The organism is Croceicoccus sp. YJ47, assembly GCF_016745095.1.
Classification (GTDB): Bacteria; Pseudomonadota; Alphaproteobacteria; order Sphingomonadales; family Sphingomonadaceae; genus Croceicoccus.
The window spans coordinates 2891837-2911123 of record NZ_CP067087.1 but is presented as its reverse complement, the minus strand read 5'-3'; the positions used below and the strand labels follow the sequence as shown (position 1 = coordinate 2911123).

At 64.6% G+C, this 19287-nt stretch carries 12 protein-coding genes, 1 tRNA gene and 2 pseudogenes; 10 read left to right on the top strand and 5 right to left on the bottom strand.

The features are described from left to right. Positions 1-206 precede the first annotated feature (206 nt). Together JD971_RS14045 and rsmD are read left to right on the top strand one after the other, a co-directional pair. Positions 207-1145, top strand: coding sequence for a pseudouridine synthase (locus JD971_RS14045; protein WP_202087718.1), 939 nt, complete (start codon positions 207-209; stop codon positions 1143-1145). After that, positions 1142-1684 carry a 16S rRNA (guanine(966)-N(2))-methyltransferase RsmD gene (rsmD, locus tag JD971_RS14040; RefSeq protein ID WP_202084340.1) on the top strand — a complete coding sequence of 181 codons (543 nt, stop codon included), beginning with the start codon at positions 1142-1144 and terminating at the stop codon, positions 1682-1684. The genes JD971_RS14045 and rsmD overlap by 4 nt, the downstream gene beginning before the upstream one ends. 81 nt (positions 1685-1765) lie before the next feature. Here the strand turns inward: rsmD and JD971_RS14035 are convergent, their stop codons facing one another. Continuing rightward, positions 1766-2398, bottom strand: a complete 633-nt coding sequence (locus tag JD971_RS14035) for a hypothetical protein (protein WP_202084339.1) — start codon at positions 2396-2398, stop codon at positions 1766-1768. A 127-nt stretch (positions 2399-2525) separates the two neighbouring features. Between JD971_RS14035 and JD971_RS14030 the strand changes: the two genes are divergently transcribed. Beyond that, complete coding sequence (locus JD971_RS14030; protein WP_371809755.1) at positions 2526-4841, top strand: ATP-dependent helicase; 2316 nt, start codon at positions 2526-2528, stop codon at positions 4839-4841. A gap of 53 nt (positions 4842-4894) precedes the next feature. Here JD971_RS14030 and JD971_RS14025 read toward each other — a convergent pair. Together JD971_RS14025 and JD971_RS14020 are read right to left on the bottom strand one after the other, a co-directional pair. Continuing rightward, a pseudogene (locus JD971_RS14025) lies at positions 4895-6338 on the bottom strand (DEAD/DEAH box helicase). A 272-nt stretch (positions 6339-6610) separates the two neighbouring features. After that, entirely contained in the window at positions 6611-7105 is a 495-nt protein-coding gene (locus JD971_RS14020) for a hypothetical protein (protein ID WP_202084335.1), read from the bottom strand. 244 nt (positions 7106-7349) lie between these two features. Between JD971_RS14020 and JD971_RS14015 the strand changes: the two genes are divergently transcribed. Both JD971_RS14015 and JD971_RS14010 read left to right on the top strand, forming a co-directional pair. Next, entirely contained in the window at positions 7350-8783 is a 1434-nt protein-coding gene (locus JD971_RS14015; protein WP_202084333.1) for an FAD-binding oxidoreductase, read from the top strand. 151 nt (positions 8784-8934) lie between these two features. Continuing rightward, positions 8935-9714, top strand: a complete 780-nt coding sequence (locus JD971_RS14010; protein ID WP_202084330.1) for a SapC family protein — start codon at positions 8935-8937, stop codon at positions 9712-9714. A gap of 250 nt (positions 9715-9964) precedes the next feature. Here the strand turns inward: JD971_RS14010 and JD971_RS14005 are convergent, their stop codons facing one another. Further along, positions 9965-10906: an N-formylglutamate amidohydrolase gene (locus JD971_RS14005; RefSeq protein ID WP_236672111.1), complete on the bottom strand. Its 942-nt coding sequence runs from the start codon at positions 10904-10906 to the stop codon at positions 9965-9967. Positions 10907-11061: 155 nt separating this feature from the next. Here JD971_RS14005 and cpdR point away from each other — a divergent pair, with 155 nt between their 5' ends. The 5 genes from cpdR (at position 11062) to JD971_RS13980 (ending at position 16582) form a co-directional block, all read left to right on the top strand. Further along, positions 11062-11439, top strand: coding sequence for a cell cycle two-component system response regulator CpdR (cpdR, locus tag JD971_RS14000; protein WP_202084328.1), 378 nt, complete (start codon positions 11062-11064; stop codon positions 11437-11439). Positions 11440-11571: 132 nt separating this feature from the next. Further along, positions 11572-11646 (top strand) — tRNA-Val (locus tag JD971_RS13995). 155 nt (positions 11647-11801) lie between these two features. Continuing rightward, on the top strand, positions 11802-13025 hold the full coding sequence (locus JD971_RS13990) for an NADP-dependent isocitrate dehydrogenase (RefSeq protein ID WP_202084326.1): 1224 nt from the start codon (positions 11802-11804) through the stop codon (positions 13023-13025). Between the two features lie 92 nt (positions 13026-13117). Then, entirely contained in the window at positions 13118-14743 is a 1626-nt protein-coding gene (locus tag JD971_RS13985) for a bifunctional GNAT family N-acetyltransferase/carbon-nitrogen hydrolase family protein (RefSeq protein WP_202084324.1), read from the top strand. 48 nt (positions 14744-14791) lie between these two features. After that, positions 14792-16582 carry a cation:proton antiporter gene (locus JD971_RS13980; protein ID WP_202084322.1) on the top strand — a complete coding sequence of 597 codons (1791 nt, stop codon included), beginning with the start codon at positions 14792-14794 and terminating at the stop codon, positions 16580-16582. A gap of 22 nt (positions 16583-16604) precedes the next feature. Here JD971_RS13980 and alaS read toward each other — a convergent pair. Next, positions 16605-19265 (bottom strand): annotated as a pseudogene (alaS, locus tag JD971_RS13975) (alanine--tRNA ligase). Positions 19266-19287: the final 22 nt, after the last annotated feature.

Sequence of the window (19287 nt, the reverse complement as noted above, 5' to 3'; positions counted from 1 at the left end):
GCGCCAGCCGGGCTTTTTCCCCTCCCCAGGCGCGGTGTCGGCCGGGGTTTGCGCGCCGGTTGCCGCAGAATCGTTGCTCGTCGTCTCGGTCAATTGCCGCTCCTGTACCCGCCGCGTCGCCGGCGCCGCCGATGGTGTTAGAGCATCGCCGCACGTCTGCAAACGATGCCGCCCGTTTCATGTCCACGCTTGTAACCAAAGAGCCGATGGCGCATGGCGCAAACGTGAACGACAAGCAACGCCCCCCATCGCGATCGTCCCGCCGGACGGACGGTTCCTCCCGCAACGGCCCGCGCCCCGAACGCGGCAATTTCGACCGCGCCAATCCGGATCGCGGGCGCCCGCGCAAGAAACCGGCGGGCCGCGACACGACGCGCCCCGAACCCTCGCTTCCCAAACGCGAAGGCGACCGTATCGCCAAGCTTCTGGCACGCGCAGGGGTCGCCTCCCGCCGGGAGGTCGAGCGCATGATCGAGGATGGCCGCGTCACGCTCGACGGGGAAAGGCTCGACACGCCGGCGGTGGTGCTGACCTCGCTGCGCGGTGTGGCGGTGGATGGGAAGGCCGTCGGCGCGGCGGAGGCCCCGCGCCTGTTCCGCTTTCACAAGCCGAGCGGATTGTTGACGGCGGAGCGGGATCCCAAGGGGCGGGCGACGATCTATGACGCGTTGCGCAATGCCCTGCCGCGCGGGGCGCCGCGCGTGATGCCGGTCGGACGGCTCGACCTCAATACCGAGGGGTTGCTGCTCATGACCAACGACGGCGAATTGAAGCGCGCCATGGAATTGCCGAGCAGCGAGATCCCGCGCACCTATCGCGCGCGCACCTTCGGCGACGTAAGCCAGGAACAGCTCGAGGATCTCATGGACGGGATCGAGATCGAAGGCGTGCGTTACGGCAGCATCGATGCCAATCTGGAACGGCGCACGGGCCGGAATCAGTGGATCGAACTGACCCTCACGGAGGGGAAGAACCGGGAGGTTCGCCGCGTGCTCGAACATCTCGGGCTTCAGGTTTCCCGGCTGATGCGATTGTCCTACGGGCCGTTCGCGCTGGACGATTTGCCGCGCGGCGCGGCGGACGAAATCCGGGGAGCGGACGTCGCCCAGTTCCGCAAGCAAATCATGCGCACGGCCGAAAAATGAGGATCATCGCTGGCGAATGGCGCGGGCGTGCGATCACCGCGCCCGAGGGCGATGCCACGCGGCCCACGGCGGACCGCACGCGCGAAACGCTGTTTTCCATGCTGACGAGCCGGCTCGGCAGTTTCGAGGGGCTTTTCGTCGCCGATCTGTTCGCAGGGTCCGGCGCGCTCGGGCTCGAGGCGTTGTCGCGCGGTGCGGCGCGGGTGTTGATGGTGGAGCAGGACGCCGCAGCGATCCGCGCACTGCGCCGCAATATCGCGAGCCTGCGGGCGCAGGACCGATGCGACGTGCGCGCGGGTTCCGTGCTTTCGCTCGGCCCGGCAAAGGAGCAGCCCGACCTCATCATGATGGACGCGCCTTATGACACGGGCGCGGGATCGGTGGCGCTCGACCGGCTGAACCGGCTGGGCTGGATCGCGCCGTCGGCCTGGATCAGCATCGAAACCGCACGCGGCGAGGAGGTTTCGGTCAAGGATTTCGACGTCGACACCGTGCGCCATAGCGGCAAGGCCAGCCTGCACCTCCTCCGCCTTCGCTAAATCCCGGCACGACGATGGCGGGCATGAAAAAGGGCGGCCGCCTGCGACGGGACCGCCCTTTTCCCCTTACCTGAATAGCGTTTACATTTCGCTTGCAGGCTTGCCGGGCCAGTAGTCGAGCGGCTTGGGCCCGCGCTGTCCTGCGGCATAGGGGTTGATGCAGCTGTCGGTGACGGTCGCGCTGCAAACCGGATAATCGGCGGGCTGCGTCGCACGGGCACCGCCCTGCACGATTTCCTTCTTCACATAGCGGACCTGGCCGTTGTTCGAGGCCATCGATCCGCTATTGCTCATGGTGCTGTTGCCCATGGAGTTGCTGGCGGATGCGGAATTGCCCTGCATCTGGTTGCGCATCTGCGTGGTGACGGCATCCCATGCGGCGCCGCGCTGATCCGCGTTCATGGCATAGAGCTTGTTGCGCTGCTCCGTCGTGAGAAGCCAGAATGCCTGCTGCTCCATCGGCTCCAGCATCCAGAAATCGGCCTGCTGCGCTTCGGGGAGGAGCCAGTAGCTCGTCTGGCGGTCCATGGGCCAGCCATCGTACATCGTGCGATAATTGGCGGGCCAGCCTTCGTAGGACGCCATCTGTGCCGCGGTCATTTCATAGGACGCGCTGTCTTCCATCATGTCGCTGCTCGACATGTCCTGCGCCGTCGCGGCCAGGGGGGCCGCACCGAGCATCAATGCCGCGCCTGCCATCAGGATATTCTTCATGTGAGTCCTCCTTCGTATATTCATCATTCCTCCTAGTTACGTCCTCCCCGGCAAATTGTTCCGCCCCCGCCTGCACCGGCGCTTGCGCGGGGGCGCTGCGTTCCCTACCTGTTCGCGGGTGACGCATATCGATCCCCCCGCCCCCGCCCGCCTTTCCGACGACCATTCCGAAGCGCTGTGGCTGCGCGGATTGAACCCGCCGCAACGCGATGCGGTGCTGACGACGGAGGGACCGGTGCTCATGCTCGCCGGTGCGGGGACGGGGAAGACCGCGGCTCTCACCGCGCGCATGGCCCATCTCATCGCGACGCGCCGCGCCTGGCCGAGCGAGATTCTGTGCGTGACGTTCACCAACAAGGCCGCGCGCGAAATGCGCGAGCGTGTCGGCCACCATATCGGCCCGGCGGTCGAGGGCATGCCGTGGCTCGGCACGTTCCACGCCATCGCGGCCAAGATGCTGCGCCGCCATGCCGAGCTTGTCGGGCTGCAATCGAATTACACCATCATCGACACCGACGATCAGCTCCGCCTGCTCAAGCAGCTGATCACGGCGAACGACGTGGATGAAAAACGCTTCCCGGCCAAGCAGCTCGCCGGGCTCATCGACCGCTGGAAAAACCGGGGGCTGAACCCCGGCGATCTCGATGCGGAGGAGAACGAGGCCTACGCCAACGGGCGGGGCGAACAATTCTACCGCCTGTATCAGGATCGGTTGAAGGCGCTGAACGCCTGCGATTTCGGCGATCTGCTGCTGCACATGCTGAACATCCTGCGGCGCGAAGCGGACGTCCTCGAGCAGTATCGCAGCCGTTTCAAATATATCATGGTGGACGAATATCAGGACACCAACACGGTGCAGTATCTGTGGCTGCGCATGATCGCGCAGAGCAAGGGGCCGGACGGGCACAATATCTGCGTGGTGGGCGACGACGATCAGTCGATCTATTCATGGCGCGGCGCAGAAGTCGCCAATATCCTCCGGTTTGAAAAGGATTTTCCCGGCGCGAAAGTGATCCGCCTCGAACAGAATTACCGCTCTACCCCGCAAATCCTCGCCGCCGCCTCACAGCTCATTGGCGCGAATAGCGAACGGCTCGGCAAGACACTCTGGACCGAGGCGGACGCCGGCGACAAGGTGAAGGTCATCGGCGTATGGGACGGGCCGGAGGAAGCGCGGCGCGTCGGCGAAATGGCCGAGACGATGATGCGCGACGGCATATCGCTCGACCGCGCGGCGATCCTCGTACGCGCGCAGTTCCAGACCCGCGAGTTCGAGGACCGCTTCATCCAGATCGGGCTGAATTACAAGATCATCGGGGGGTTTCGTTTCTACGAACGGGCGGAGATCCGGGATGCGATCGCCTATCTTCGCATCATCGCGCAGCCGAGTGACGACCTCGCCTTCGAACGCATCTATAATACGCCCAAGCGTGGGCTGGGTCAGAAGACGCTCGAAAAACTGCACCGCCACGCGCGGGCGAACGCGATGCCGCTGGCCGCCGCCGCGCTCGACATTTGCGACAGCGATGAATTGCCGGCGCGGGCACGCAATACGCTGCTCGTCCTGATGCGCGATTTCGCCCGCTGGCGCGAGGAGGCGAAGACGCTCTCGCCTGCGGAGCTGGCGCGCACCGTGCTCGACGAATCGGGCTATACCGAGGCGTTGCAGAAGGAAAAAAGCGCCGAGGCGGCGGGACGGCTCGAAAACCTGTCCGAACTCGCCCGCGCGATGGAGGATTACGAGACGCTCGGCGCGTTCCTCGAACATGTCAGCCTGGTGATGGACAACGATCGCGGGGACCAGGAAAACACGCTGACGATCATGACGATCCATGCGGCCAAGGGGCTGGAATTCGACTATGTCTTCCTGCCTGGCTGGGAAGAAGGGGTGTTCCCGTCGCAGCGGGCGCTGGACGAAGGGGGGCTCCGTTCGCTCGAGGAGGAACGCCGCCTCGCCTATGTCGCGATCACGCGGGCGCGGCGGCACTGCACCATCCTCTATGCCGCCAATCGCCGCATCTACGGGCAATGGAACAGCGCGATCCCCTCCCGCTTTATCGAGGAATTGCCCGACGACATGATCGATGCGGAAACCACCATGTCGGGCGGCGCATCGCTATGGCGCGCGAACTGGTCGGAGAGGGATGATCCCTTTGCCCATGTTGCCGAGGCGCGGCCATCGCGCACGCAGACGCGCGGCCCCGGCTTCAAACGGGCCAGCGCCGGCAATTTCGACGCCGCGCCCAAGCGCATCGCGGAATCGCGGCGCAGCGCGGCGAGCTTTGCAGCCAAGCCGCGCTCCGACATCGCCATCGGACAGCGCGTGTTCCACGACAAGTTCGGTTATGGCGAGGTGCAGGGCCAGGAAGGCAACAAGCTTGAAATCGCGTTCGAAAGCGGAACCGTCAAGCGCGTGATCGACAGCTTCGTGCAACTGGCCTGAGGCCGCGCACGCCCTTCTGCCCGATTACCGGGCGGAAGGGCCGCAAGAGCGGCTCAGGTCGCCGATACCGCGAGGAAGTCGGGAACCGGCCCGTTCCACTCGCCCGCAGGCTCGGGCGTCCGCGCCTTTGCCTCACGCTTCGGCGCGGGCGCAGGTGCCGGTGCTGCGCGGGGCGCGGCGGTATCGTCTTCGGACCGTGCGGCGCGCTCCTTGCGCGGTGGCGGCGCGGACTGCTGGTCGTCGGCGTTCTGCCGCTTCGGTCTGCGGGTGCGCTTCGGCTTTTCGCCGCTTTCCTTTTCGGAAATGTCCTGTTCGGGGGCACGGGCCGTTTCATCGGCCGCAGGCTCCGCATCTTTCTTCTGCGATTTCACAGGCTTGTCCTGCGCATCTTCGAAGCTTTCGAGCTTTGTGCCGGTCAGCTTCTCGATCTCGCGCAGCGCTTCGGCATCGGCGTCGGTGACGAAGGTGAAAGCGCGACCGCTGGCCCCGCCACGGCCGGTGCGGCCCACGCGGTGCACGTAATCGTCCGGGTGCCAGGGCGCGTCATAGTTGAAGACATGGCTCACCCCTTTGACGTCGAGGCCGCGCGCGGCGACGTCGCTCGCGCACAGGATGTCGATCTCGCTCGCCTTGAACCGTTCCAGCTCCTTCGTCCGGCTCGACTGGTCCATGTCGCCATGAATTTCGCCCGCCTTGAAGCCATAGCTTTGCAGGTTCTTGGCCAGTTCCTTCACCGTGGTCTTGCGGTTGGAAAACACGATGGCCGTGCGGACATTGTCTTCCTTCAGCAATTTGCGCAGCATGCCGCGCTTGCCCCGCGGGGTGACGGGCACCTTGAACTGCGTGATGTTGACATTCGTGGTCGCGGCGCGCGCCACCTCGATATGCTTGGGATTGGAGAGGAACTTGTCCGACAGCTTCTTGATCGGCGGCGGCATCGTCGCGGAAAAGAGCAGGGTCTGACGCTGCGTCGGCAACTTGGTGCAAATATTCTCGATGTCGGGGATGAAGCCCATGTCGAGCATGCGATCCGCCTCGTCGATGACGAGCAGGTCGCAACCGGTGAGAAGGATCTTGCCCCTCTCGAACAGATCCATGGAGCCGGCCCGGCGTCGCGATCAGCACGTCGACCCCTTCGTCGAGCGCGCGGACCTGGTCGCCCATTTGCACCCCGCCGATGAGCAGCGCCATTTTCAGATCGTGATTGACGCCGTATTTCTCGAAATTCTCCGCGACCTGCGCGGCGAGTTCGCGCGTCGGCTCCAGAATGAGCGAGCGCGGCATGCGGGCCCGGCGACGACCATGCGCGAGAATGTCGATCATGGGGAGCACGAAGCCCGCGGTCTTCCCCGTGCCGGTCTGCGCGATGCCGATGAGGTCGCGCATCATCAGCACGGACGGGATCGCCTGCGCCTGAATCGGCGTGGGCTCGTCGTAACCGGTAGCTTCGACCGATTTCAGCAATTCTTCGGAAAGGCCGAGATCGGCAAATTTCATTGAGGCACTCTATTTATAAGGGATACGAAAAACGGTCGCATCCGGACCGGGTTGGCCGACCGATGGGCGGGCGGCAACGATGGGACGGCAACAGGCCGCGGGGCATTCGATTATGCCCGCATCCCTGTTGGCTTCGGCGGCAAGCCGGGACATGCCGGCATTCGAAAGGCCCGGATCGGGACCCCATATCACTGCGGCGAACCGTCCGCGCGGCTATGGAGCAAAGCGGGAAAAAGTCAAGTTCTCCTCGTATTTCCGTGCATGCGGACGCGTCAATCCTCCGCCGTCATGCCGCGAAAACTGCTCAGCGTGCAGTCGGCGCCGGACCGGGCGTGCAATTCCTCCCGCCCGGCACAGATGCGCCCGTCGCTCGGTCGTTCCACGTAAAAGCCGGAATAAAAGCTTTCGACAGGGCAGGAGCGTTCGAAATTCGCGCTGTAGATCCGACGGTCGCGCATGAAGAGCAGCAGGCGCCCCTGCCCCAGCCGCACACCCGCGACATCGGCGAGCGGGAGGCATTCCTCGCTCTTCCCGTCGAGCGGCCGCAACTGCGTGACAGCCTGCCGCTGCGGATCGCGATTCTGCGAACCGAACGGCGTGACGCGCACGACGATCCGGCTGCGCGTCTGTTCGAATGTGAGATCGTCGCCGGGCGCATGGATGGCGTCCTCCACCTCGTTCGTGTTCCAGCCCATCTCCGCCGCGCCGATCGCGAACGCCCCGCTCAGCAGCGAAAGTGGCGCAATCCAGAGAACGTCGAAAGCCATTATGATTGTCCGAAACCCACCCCGTACTGGTTGAACGACAACAGCTATGAAACCGCTGCTGTGCAGGTGCAACATGCAATTTGGGGCGGTCTGGGCTTTGCGCCTTGAATGATGGCTTAACCTTTCGGATTTAGTGGGAAAATTCGACGGCATCACAAATTCGCGGGCAGTGCGCGCGATGCAGCCGCCCGCAACCCGCAAACGGGGGCGACATGGCGCGCGCGATATGGCAAGGCGCGGTGCCATGACGAATGCGAACGACCACGATCACGAAACCTTTCTCGCACACGCGCACGACATCCTCGGCGACAAGGGGTTGAGCCGCGACGCGGATGCGATGGACCCCTGGCTGACCGATTGGCGCGGGCGTTATACGGGCCGCGCGCGCGCGCTCGCGCAGCCTGCGGACACGGCGCAGCTTTCGCGCATCGTAGCCCTGTGCGCCGAAAACGGCGTGCCGATCGTGCCGCAGGGCGGGAACAGCGGCATGGTCGGCGGGGCGACGCCCGATGAAAGCGGCGATGCGCTGCTGCTCTCGCTGCGCCGGATGAACGCCATGACCATCGACGGCGAAGCACGCACCGCGCGGTGCGGCGCGGGCGTCGTGCTTCAAACCCTTCACGAAGCGGCGGAGGCGGAGCGGCTGCGCTTCCCCCTCTCGCTCGGCGGGAAGGGTTCGGCGACGGTCGGCGGGCTGATCGCGACGAACGCGGGCGGGACGCAGGTCTTGCGCCACGGGGCGATGCGCAGCCTCGTCGCGGGGATCGAGGTCGTGCTGCCCGACGGGCGCGTGCTCGACCTCACGACCGCATTGAAGAAGGACAATCGCGGTTTCGATCTCAAGCAATTGTGGATCGGCTCCGAAGGGACTCTCGGCATCGTGAGCACCGCAGTGCTGCGCCTTTCGCCCGAAGTCGCGGAGCGGCGCGTGGTCTGGGCGGGTGTGCCCGACCTTCACCAGGCGCGCCGGCTCCTCCTCCATTGCGAGGATGCGATGGGCGACGCGCTCGAAGGGTTCGAGGTGTTGCCGCAAGCCTGTCTCGACGATGTGATCGCCTATCTCCCCGATGCGCAGGCGCCGCTGCAGGAGGCGCATGGCTGGCACGCACTGCTCGAATTCGTGGCGGACGAGAACAGCGCCGACACGCTGGGCGACCGGGTGGAGGCCGCGATGATGGCCGCGTTCGAGGACGGGCTGGTCGAGGATGCCGCCATCGCCGCGAATGAAACGCAGGCCGAGGCGTTCTGGCAGTTGCGGGAGACGATCGCGCCCGCGGAAAAGGCGCGCGGCCCCGCGGTGCAGCACGACATTTCCGTGCCGGTTGCGAAAATGCCCGACTTCATGGATTTCATCGCCGGGGACATCGCCGCCGACTGGCCCGACCACGATGTCGTGGGATTCGGCCATCTGGGCGACGGCAATATCCACCTGCACGTGATCGCGCCCGATGGTGCCGAGGAAGCCGCGTGGGAGGCTGCGGACGGGAAGGCGATCAGCCGCCGCGTCTATGCCCGGGTCGGCGAATGGGGCGGCTCGATCTCTGCCGAACACGGCATCGGGCAGGACAAGCGCGACACGCTGCGCGACACGCATGCGGCGGCAGCCCTCTACGTGATGGCGGCGGTCAAGCGCGCGCTCGACCCCGCTAATATCATGAACCCCGGCAAGCTGATCTGAGGCGGCTGGCGGGCGCGTGGGCTGCGATGCGACCGCCTTGCACCGCCTGCACCGCTCGCCTAAAGCGCCATGCCATCCGGGGGGCGGCCACCGTCCCCGCACGATATTTCGCAATCACCCGAAGCTCAATTGTCTGTACCGGAGAATTCCTATGGCCAGCGCGCCGCAAAACGCCAACCTGCCGATCTTCTACAACGGCCTTGTTCCGCTCAACAGCAACGAACACGGCAATTTTCGCGCGAAGAGCACGGAAAAGGCGCCCTGGCTCGCGAAGCAGCATGCCGTTCCGCTCACGGTCGAGGAATTCCCCTCGGCGCAGCGCAACTATCCCATCATCTTCTCGTCCGGCGACAATCCGGTTCCGCTCGCGCTGATGGGGCTGAACGAGGGGATCAATACCTTCTTCGACGACGAAGGCACGATGACGACGCCCGCCTATGTCCCGGCCTATGCGCGCCGCTATCCCTTTCTCCTCGCCAAGCTGTCGCCCGACACGGATCAGCTTTCGCTGTGCTACGACCCGTCGAGCGATCTTGTCGGTGAATTCGACGAAGGCGAGCGGCTGTTCAACGACGAGGGGCAGCCCAGCACCGCGACGCAGAACATCCTCAAATTCAACGAACAGTTCGAGCAGGCCGGACAGCGCACCGCCGCCTTCATGCAGGAGCTGAAGAAGCACGACCTGCTCATGGATGGCGAGGTTGCCATTCGCCGCGACGAAAGCAGCGACCCGTTCATCTATCGCGGTTTCCAGATGGTGGATCAGGAAAAGCTGCGCGAAATGCGCGGCGATCAGCTCCGTACATGGAATCAGAACGGGCTGCTGTCGCTGGTCTATGCGCATCTTTTCTCGCTCGATCTGACGCGCGAAATCTTCGGGCGTCAGGTGAACCAGGGCAAGGGCCCCGTGTCGCAGACCGCCAACGCCTGAGGTCATTTCACACGGACAAGGACATCGCTGACCGCGCGCAAAACGCGGCCGGCGAATTTGTTCCCGTTAAAAACAAATATTTGTTTCGTGATGCAGGCTTGTCACGATCCGACAATCGACCTATCTGAGGAGTCGTTCTCGCCGGTTTCCCTCATGGTAGGCAGACAGGCGCCATTGGCGCCACCTCCCTGAACCTTGACCACCTCGCGCGTTGCGCGGGGTGGTTTTTTCTTGGCTATTCCGCCGTCTGCTACTCTGCCGCCTGCGCACGCGCGGCCCGTTCGCGTGCCACCGCCGCCAGCGCCTGGACCAGATCGGCTATGAGGCCGGCCTGCCGCTCCACCCCGTCCTCGCGGGGCGCGTGATCGCCGCCGAGATAGGTCGCGCGGTCGATTTCCAGCTGTATCGCGTGAACCCCACCACGCGGATCGCCATGCCGGTCGAGCACATATCCACCGGCATAGGGCCGGTTGAAGGCCGCCTCCACCCCGCCCTGCTCCAGCATATGCATCGCTGCCGCGGCAAAATCGCCCGAACAGCTGCCCCCGAACCGCGTGCCGACCACATGGGTCGCGGCCGGTCCGCCGCCATCCACCGGGACGAGCGAGGGCATCGAATGCAGGTCGAGCAGGACCGCCTCGCCCCAACGCTCCCGGATGTCGGCCAGCATCCGGGCAAGGCACGCGTGATACGGCGCATGGATCGCACCGATCCTGCGCTCCGCGTCATGCGCCGGAATGCTCCCGCGCCAGATGTCGCCCATCCCCGAAAGCCGCCGCGGAAACAGGCCCAGCCCCCGCAACGAACGCGCCCCCGCCACCATCCCGGTGCGATCGCCGCGGAACATCGCCGGGTCGATGTCGCCCGGATCGCGGTTGAGGTCGATCATCGCGCGCGGCGCCTGCGCGATGAGCAGCGCCGCGCCGGTCTTTTCCGCGACGCGGCGCGCGATGGCGTCGACATGCCGATCCTCGAGCCGGACCATCGCCTCGCCCGGATCGCGCATATGGTCGAGGATCGCGGACGGATAGGCGCGCCCCGCATGAGGCACCGCGATCAGAAGCGGCAGGCCGGCCCGGCGGCCCGGATGAACGGTGAACGCGGCACGGGCGAGCCCCGGGATCGAGCCGCCGGACTGCGCCATATCGTCCCGGTCGGCTCTTGCCGGAGTATCGTCGTCGCCGTCGTGCATCGGTGGGTACGATGCCCGCTTCCCGCCATCGAATCAATCGCCGTAGGGGTTTGCCCTCGCTTGCACAGGATTTGTTTACGCGTCACCTGCTATGCCAAATCTGCCGTGGAAGTCCGGACCCCGGATTTGCGCGACCCATCTTGATCGAGGCAACCATGATTCGAATTCTGCTGGCCGAAGACGAGGAGGCCATGCGCACGTACCTGCACCGCGCACTCGAAAACGCAGGGTACGAAGTGGTCGCCGTCGACAGGGGCACCGCCGCCTTGCCACTGTTGCAGACGCATCATTTCGATCTCCTCCTCTCCGATATCGTGATGCCGGAGATGGACGGCATCGAGCTTGCGCAACGCTGTGCGCAGGTATCGCCCACGACGAAGGTCATGTTCATCACCGGTTTCGCGGCGGTAAGCATGCGCGCCAGCAAGGAGGCACCCCAGGCCAAGGTGCTGTCGAAACCTTTCCATCTCAAACATCTCGTCGCGGAGGTGGAGCAGCTGTTCGAACGCTCGCCGGTCCGCGGCCCGCGCTGAGCCTCTGCAAAAAGGGAGCGCGCCGCAAAAACTTTGAAATGACGGCTTGCGCATTCGGGAAAGCCCCGGTAGTGGGACGCGCCTACCGGCGGTAAACGGGCTTGCCCCTTCCGCCGGACGATGCCGAAGAGTGGGCGTATAGCTCAGTGGTAGAGCACTGTGTTGACATCGCAGGGGTCGGAAGTTCAATCCTTCCTACGCCCACCATCGGCCCCCTCCCCCCGTTCCGATATTGGTGAGATCGCTGCTGCGGTCCGCTTTGCATGTCCGCGCCCCTTGCGCCGCGTCGCACCTTTGCTAAGAGGCCATCGACGCGGGCCGATGGCGCCCATTTTTCATGCAGACGAGAAAGAACGAGGCCGATGGAGAAGATCAAGGTTAAGAACCCCGTCGTGGAGATCGACGGCGACGAAATGACGCGGATCATCTGGGAATGGATTCGCGAACGCCTGATCCTGCCCTATCTCGACATCGACCTGAAATATTACGATCTGTCGGTGCAGAAGCGCGACGAGACCGATGACCAGATCACCGTCGATGCCGCCAATGCGATCAAGGAACATGGCGTCGGCGTGAAATGCGCGACGATCACCCCGGACGAGCAGCGGGTCGAGGAATTCGACCTCAAGAAGATGTGGCGTTCGCCCAACGGCACGATCCGCAACATCCTCGGCGGCGTGGTTTTCCGCGAACCCATCGTGATCGACAACGTGCCGCGGCTTGTCCCCGGCTGGACCGATCCGATCGTCGTGGGCCGTCATGCATTCGGCGATCAGTACAAGGCGACCGACACGCTGATCCCCGGACCGGGCAAGCTGCGCCTCGTGTTCGAAGGCGACGACGGGCAGGTCATCGACAAGGAAGTGTTCGAATTCCCCAGCCCCGGCGTCGCAATGGCGATGTACAATCTGGACGATTCGATTCGCGATTTCGCGCGCGCCAGCTTCAACTACGGGCTCAACCTCGGCTGGCCGGTGTATCTGTCGACGAAGAACACCATTCTCAAGGCCTATGACGGGCGCTTCAAGGATCTGTTCCAGGAGGTGTTCGACACCGAAGGTTTCGCCGAGAAATTCGCCGAAAAGAAGATCACCTACGAACACCGACTGATCGACGACATGGTCGCCTCCGCGTTGAAGTGGAGCGGCAAGTTCGTGTGGGCGTGCAAGAACTACGACGGCGATGTGCAGTCGGACACGGTGGCACAGGGCTACGGCTCGCTCGGCCTGATGACCTCGGTGCTGATGGCTCCGGACGGCAAGACCGTGGAGGCCGAAGCCGCCCACGGCACCGTCACCCGCCACTATCGCCAGCATCAGCAGGGCAAGGCGACGAGCACCAACCCGATCGCGTCGATCTTCGCATGGACGCGCGGCCTGATGTATCGCGGCAAGTTCGACGATACGCCCGAGGTGGTGAAGTTTGCCGAAACGCTCGAAAAGGTCTGCATCCAGACGGTCGAGAACGGCCAGATGACCAAGGATCTCGCCCTGCTCATCGGCCCGGATCAGAACTGGCTGACGACCGAACAGTTCTTCGAGGCCATCGTGAACGGGCTCGAAACCGAAATGGGCAAGCGCGGCTGATCCTTCCGCCCTTGCCGGATTAAGGGAAACACCGGTCGCGCAGGGTGCGTGGCCGGTGTTTCTTGCTTTGACGACGACATACGGAGCCCATCATGGCCAACACCACCGCCCGCCTCGAAGTGCGCCAGGCCCGGCCCAGCGATGTGAGCGGCATTGCCGCGCTGATCCGCCGTGCCTATGCCGATCTGCCCGCCTATACCTATGGCGAGATCCGGGGGCAGATGAACAACTATCCCGAGGGTTGCTTCGTCGCGAAGCTCGACGGGAAGGTCGTGGGATATTGCGCGTCGATGCGGCTGGGCTCGGTCGCATTGCGTCCGCATAGCTGGGACGAGATCACGGGCAACGGGTTCGGTTCGCGTCACAATCCGACGGGCGAGTGGCTGTATGGCTACGAAATGTGCGTCGATCCCAAGGTGCGGGGAACGCGCATCGGCCGCCGCCTTTACGAAGAGCGGCGCGCACTGGCAGAAAGGCTCGACCTTACCGGCATCACCTTTGGCGGGCGGCTGCCGAACCTGTCGCGGCACTGGCGCAAGGTGGAGGGCCCGCAGGACTACGTCGATCAGGTCGTCGCCGGGAAGCTGCACGATCCGGTGTTGAGGTTTCAGCTTGCAAACGGCTTTGAACCCATTGGTATCCTTGAGAAATACCTTCCCGAGGACAAGAAATCGAAGTCCTTTGCCGCGCATATGGTGTGGCGCAATCCCTTCGTCGATCGCGATCAGCCGACGAAGTTCCGCCTGCCCCGCGACGTGGAAAGCGTGCGCGTCGCCACCTGTCAGCTTCAGGCGCGGCAGGTAAAGGATTACGATGAGTTCATGCGCGGCATCGAATATTTCGTCGATGTCGCAGCGGATTACGATGCGGACTTCATCCTGTTTCCCGAATTGTTCACCCTGCCCCTGCTGTCCTTCGCGGATCAGGAATTGTCGCCGAGCGAGGCGATCGAGGTGTTGTCGAACTACACGCCGAAAATCCGCAAGGCGCTGTCGAAAATGGCGCTGGAGTTCAACATCAACATCATCGGCGGTTCGCACCCGACGCGGATGGAGGACGGCGATATTCACAATGTCGCCTATGTCTGCCTGCGCGACGGATCGGTCCACGAACAGGAGAAGATCCACCCCACCCCGAACGAGGATTACTGGTGGAACATCAAGGGCGGTGACAGCATCGACGCGATCCAGACCGACTGCGGCCCGATCGGCGTGCTGATCTGTTACGACAGCGAATTCCCGGAACTCGCCCGCCGCCTCGTGGACGAGGGCGCGCGCATCATCTTCGTCCCCTTCTGCACCGACAGCCGTCAGGGCTACATGCGGGTGCGCTATTGCGCGCAGGCCCGCGCGATCGAGAATCAGTGCTTCGTCGTGATGAGCGGGAATGTCGGCAACCTGCCCAATGTCGGCAACATGGACATTCAATACGCGCAAAGCTGCATCCTGACGCCGTGCGATTTTCCGTTCGCACGCGACGGCATCGCCGCGGAGGCAACCGAAAATGTCGAAACCCTCACCATCAGTGACGTGAACCTCGCCGACCTGTCCTGGGCCCGGGCGGAGGGCACGGTGCGCAACCTTGCCGACCGCCGTTTCGACCTTTACCAGATCGAATGGGCCGGCAAGGTCGGCAAGCCGCTCGAAGACAAGGTCGGGCAGAACGACGAGGCAGCGGGCGGGCAACCGCTCGGCCCGCGTTCGCCCGGCGGCGGTTGATGGGCGCGCTTTCACAAATCCGCGGTTCGGTATAATCAGAAGAGCACGATGGCGAGCGAACTCCATTTTTCCCCGGTCCTGTCCGACGCGCTGGTCATCCTCGGGGCGGCGGGCATCGTCATTCCGGTCTTTGCCCGGTTCCGCATCACGCCGATCATCGGCTTCATCCTGGTCGGCATGCTGGTCGGGCCGTTTGGCCTCGGCCGCTTCGTGTTCGAATATCCCTGGCTGCAATACATAACCATCACCGATCCGCAGGGGCTCGAACCCTTTGCCGAGTTCGGGATCATCCTGCTATTGTTCACGATCGGGCTGGAGCTGTCGTTCAACCGGCTCTGGTCGATGCGGCGGCTCGTCTTCGGGCTCGGCGCGTTCGAGCTTGCGATTTCGGCGGCGCTGATCGCGTTCGTGCTCATGGTGATGGGACAATACTGGACAGGCGCGATGGGGCTCGGGCTGGCGCTGGCGCTGTCGTCGACGGCACTGGTGCTGCCATTGTCGGGCACGCGGTCGCCGGTGGGCAAGGCGGCTCTGTCGATGCTCCTGTTCGAGGATATCGCCATCGTGCCGATCATCTTCCTGCTCGGCGCGATGGCACCCTATGCCGCGTCGGAGGGGATGGAGGGGCTCGTCCATACGCTGTGGACAGGTGCGCTGACCGTGGCGGTGCTGATGGTCGCGGGGCGGCTGCTGCTGCCGCGTCTCTTTGCGCAGGCGGCCCGGACGAAGAGCCCGGAACTGTTCCTTGCCGCCAGCCTGCTCGTCGTGATCGTCGCCTCGCTTGCGACCGCGGCGGTCGGCCTTTCGCCGATCGTGGGCGCATTGCTCGCAGGGTTGCTGATCGCCGAAACCGAGTATCATACCGAGGTCGAGGGCATCACCGCACCGTTCAAGGGGCTGGCTCTCGGCGTGTTCCTGATCACGGTCGGCATGGGCGTGGACCTCAGCGTGATCGCCGCGAACATCTGGCCGATCACGCTGGCGGTCACTGGAATCCTGCTGCTGAAATCGGTCGTGACGGGGTTCCTGTTGCGGATGATGGGCGCCCGGCGCGGCACCGCGGTCGAAACCGGGATCATGATGAGCAGCCCGTCGGAAACCACGCTCATCGTGCTGTCCGCCGCGGCGAGCGCGCAATTGATTCAGCCCACCACCGCGCAATTCTGGCAGATCGTGACGGCCATCGGCCTGACGATCACGCCGATTCTCGCGCTGATCGGGCGGAAAATGGCGCGGCGGATCGACGCCGCGGGCCTGCCGCCGCTCGACACCGATACCGAAACGTCCGAACGCGCGATTATTATCGGATATGGCCGTGTCGGTCGCCTGATCGCGGACATGATGGTGAAGCACGACCGGCCGTTCCTCGCCATCGACAGCGACCCCGAATGCGTGACTATCGCGCGCGCGCGCAAACATCCGCTTCTGTTCGCCGATGCGCGCGGACCGGCGCTCGACCGGATCGACATCTCGGAGGCGTCTGCCGTCATCCTGACCATGGACGAGCCGGTGCTGGCGGCGACATTGGTGAAGAAATTGCGCGCCGCCCATCCGCAGATGCCGATTTTGGCGCGTGCGCGCGATTCCGCCCACGCGGCGGAACTCTATCGCGCGGGCGCCACCGATGCGGTGCCCGAAACGCTGGAAAGCTCGCTACAGCTGTCGGAATCCGTTCTGGTCAACATGGGAGTCGGCGTCGGTCCCGTCATCGCCTCGATCCATGAAAAGCGCGATGAATTTCGCGAACGCATCATGCGCGAAGGCAAACTCAGCCAGAAGCCGAAGCTGAAAACCTCGCTCGCCGATCGCGATCTGCACGCCGCCGCCGAAACGCTCTAGGCGTCGCGACGGCAGCCTGCGTTCAACCCGCGAGCGCCGCCCGCACCGAATCGATCGCGGCATCGGCCTTGTCCCCGTCGGGGCCGCCGCCCTGCGCCATGTCGGCGCGGCCGCCGCCGCCCTTCCCGCCGAGTTCCGCCACGCCGACCCGCACGAGATCGACCGCGCTGAACCGCTCGGTCAGATCGTCGGTCACGGCCACCGCGAATGCGGCGCGCCCTTCGTTCACCGCGGCAATGACGGCAATCCCGGAACCCAGGCGCTTCTTCGCCTCGTCCAGCAGGCCGCGCAATTGCTTCGGGTCCATGTTCTGCAGCACCTGGCCGGAAAATCCGACGCCGCCAATATCCTAGGCCGCGCTGGCCTGCGCCGTGCCGCCGCCCGACGCTTCGGCCAGTGCAAGCGCCTTGCGCGCTTCGGCCAGTTCCTTTTCAAGGCGGCGGCGTTCTTCCACCATGGTGCGCACGCGCTCGGCGGCATCGTCGGCGCTGGTTTTGAGGCTTGCGGCGACCTGCTTCAACGCATCGTCACGCCCCACCATCCAGAGCCGCGCGGCCTCGCCGGTCAGCGCCTCGATCCGGCGCACGCCAGACGACACCGCGCTCTCCGACACGATGCGGAACAGGCCGATATTGCCCAGCGCATCGACATGGGTGCCGCCGCACAATTCGACCGAGTAGGAGCGCGCACCCTCGTCCGCCCGGCCCATGGACAACACGCGGACCTCGTCGCCGTATTTCTCGCCGAAAAGCGCCATGGCCCCGGCCTCGATCGCCTCGTCCGGGGTCATGAGCCGGGTCGTGACGGTTTCGTTATGGCGGATTTCCGCGTTCACCTCGGCCTCGACCCCGGCGATTTCTTCATCGGAAAGCGGCTTGGGATGGGAAAAATCGAAGCGCAGGCGGTCCCGCGTGACGAGCGAGCCTTTCTGCGTGACATGATCGCCGAGTGCACGGCGCAACGCCGCATGCAGGAGGTGCGTCGCCGAATGGTTGGCGCGAATGGCATCGCGGCGCTCCGCATCGATTGCCATCTGCACGGTCTGTCCGACGGCGATGCTGCCCTTTTCGACCTCGCCATGATGGGTGATGAGACGGCCGAGCGGTTTCCCGCAATCGTCGATGCGCAGGGTCAGCCGGTCCTCGTCACGGATCGTGCCGGAATCGCCGCTCTGCCCGCCGCTTTCGCCATAGAACGGCGTCTGATTGGTGAGCACGGTCACGGTTTCGCCGGCGTCGGCCTGCTGGACTTCCTTGCCGTCCTTGACGATGGCGACGACACGGCCCTCGCCCTTCGTCGTCGTGTAGCCTGTGAATTCGGTCGCGCCTTCGCGTTCGGCGATGTCGAACCAGATTTCGTCGGAGGTTGCCTCGCCCGAACCTTTCCACGCGGCGCGCGCGGCGGCTTTCTGCTCCGCCATGGCGGCGTCGAAACCGGCCCGGTCGACGCCGATGTCGCGGGCACGCAGGGCATCCTCGGTCAGGTCGTAGGGGAAGCCATAGGTGTCGTAGAGCTTGAATGCGGTCGCACCGGGCAGGCTGTCGCCGGCGGTCATCGCGGCGGTTTCATCGTCGAGCAGGCGCAGCCCCTTGTCCAGCGTCTGCCGGAAACGGGTTTCCTCACGCTCCAGCACCTCCTCGATCAGGGCCTGCCCCCGGCCGAGTTCGGGATAGGCCTGCCCCATCTCGCCGATGAGCGCGGGCACGAGCCGGTGCATCAACGGTTCCTCCGCGCCGAGGAGATGCGCATGCCGCATGGCGCGGCGCATGATCCGCCGCAGGACATAGCCGCGCCCCTCGTTCGAGGGCAGCACCCCGTCCGCAAGGAGAAAGCTCGTCGAACGCAGATGGTCGGCGATGACCCGATGGCTCGCCACGCGGTCGCCCTCCGCCTTGACGCCGGTCAGCGCCTCCGACGCGGCGATCAGCGCGCGAAACGTGTCGATGTCGTAATTGTCATGCTCGCCCTGAAGCACGGCGGCGATACGTTCGAGCCCCATGCCGGTGTCGATCGACGGGCGCGGCAGCGGCTCGCGCGTGCCGTAGGCCGATTGCTCGAACTGCATGAACACGAGATTCCAGATCTCGATGAAACGGTCGCCATCCTCGTCCGGCGATCCGGGCGGGCCGCCGAAAATCCCCTCGCCATGGTCGTAGAAGATTTCGCTGCACGGACCGCAGGGGCCGGTGTCGCCCATGGACCAGAAATTGTCGGACGTCGCGATGCGGATGATGCGCTCGTCAGGCAGGCCGGCGATCTTCTTCCACAGGTCGAACGCCTCGTCATCGCTGTGATAGACCGTCGCCGTCAGGCGGTCGGGGTTCAACCCCCACTCCTTCGTCAACAGCGTCCAGGCGTTGAGGATCGCCTCTTCCTTGAAATAATCGCCGAACGAAAAATTGCCGAGCATCTCGAAAAACGTGTGATGCCGCGCGGTGTAGCCGACATTGTCGAGATCGTTGTGCTTGCCGCCGGCGCGCACGCATTTCTGCGACGATGTGGCGCGCGGGCGGTCCCGCTTTTCAAGGCCGGTGAACACGTTCTTGAACGGGACCATCCCGGCGTTCACGAACATAAGGGTCGGATCGTTATACGGGACCAGCGGCGCGGAGTGCACCTTTTCATGGTCCTTCCCGGCGAAATAGTCGAGAAAGGATGCGCGGATGTCGTTCGTCGAAGTCATGGCACGCAGTTAGGACAGCGCG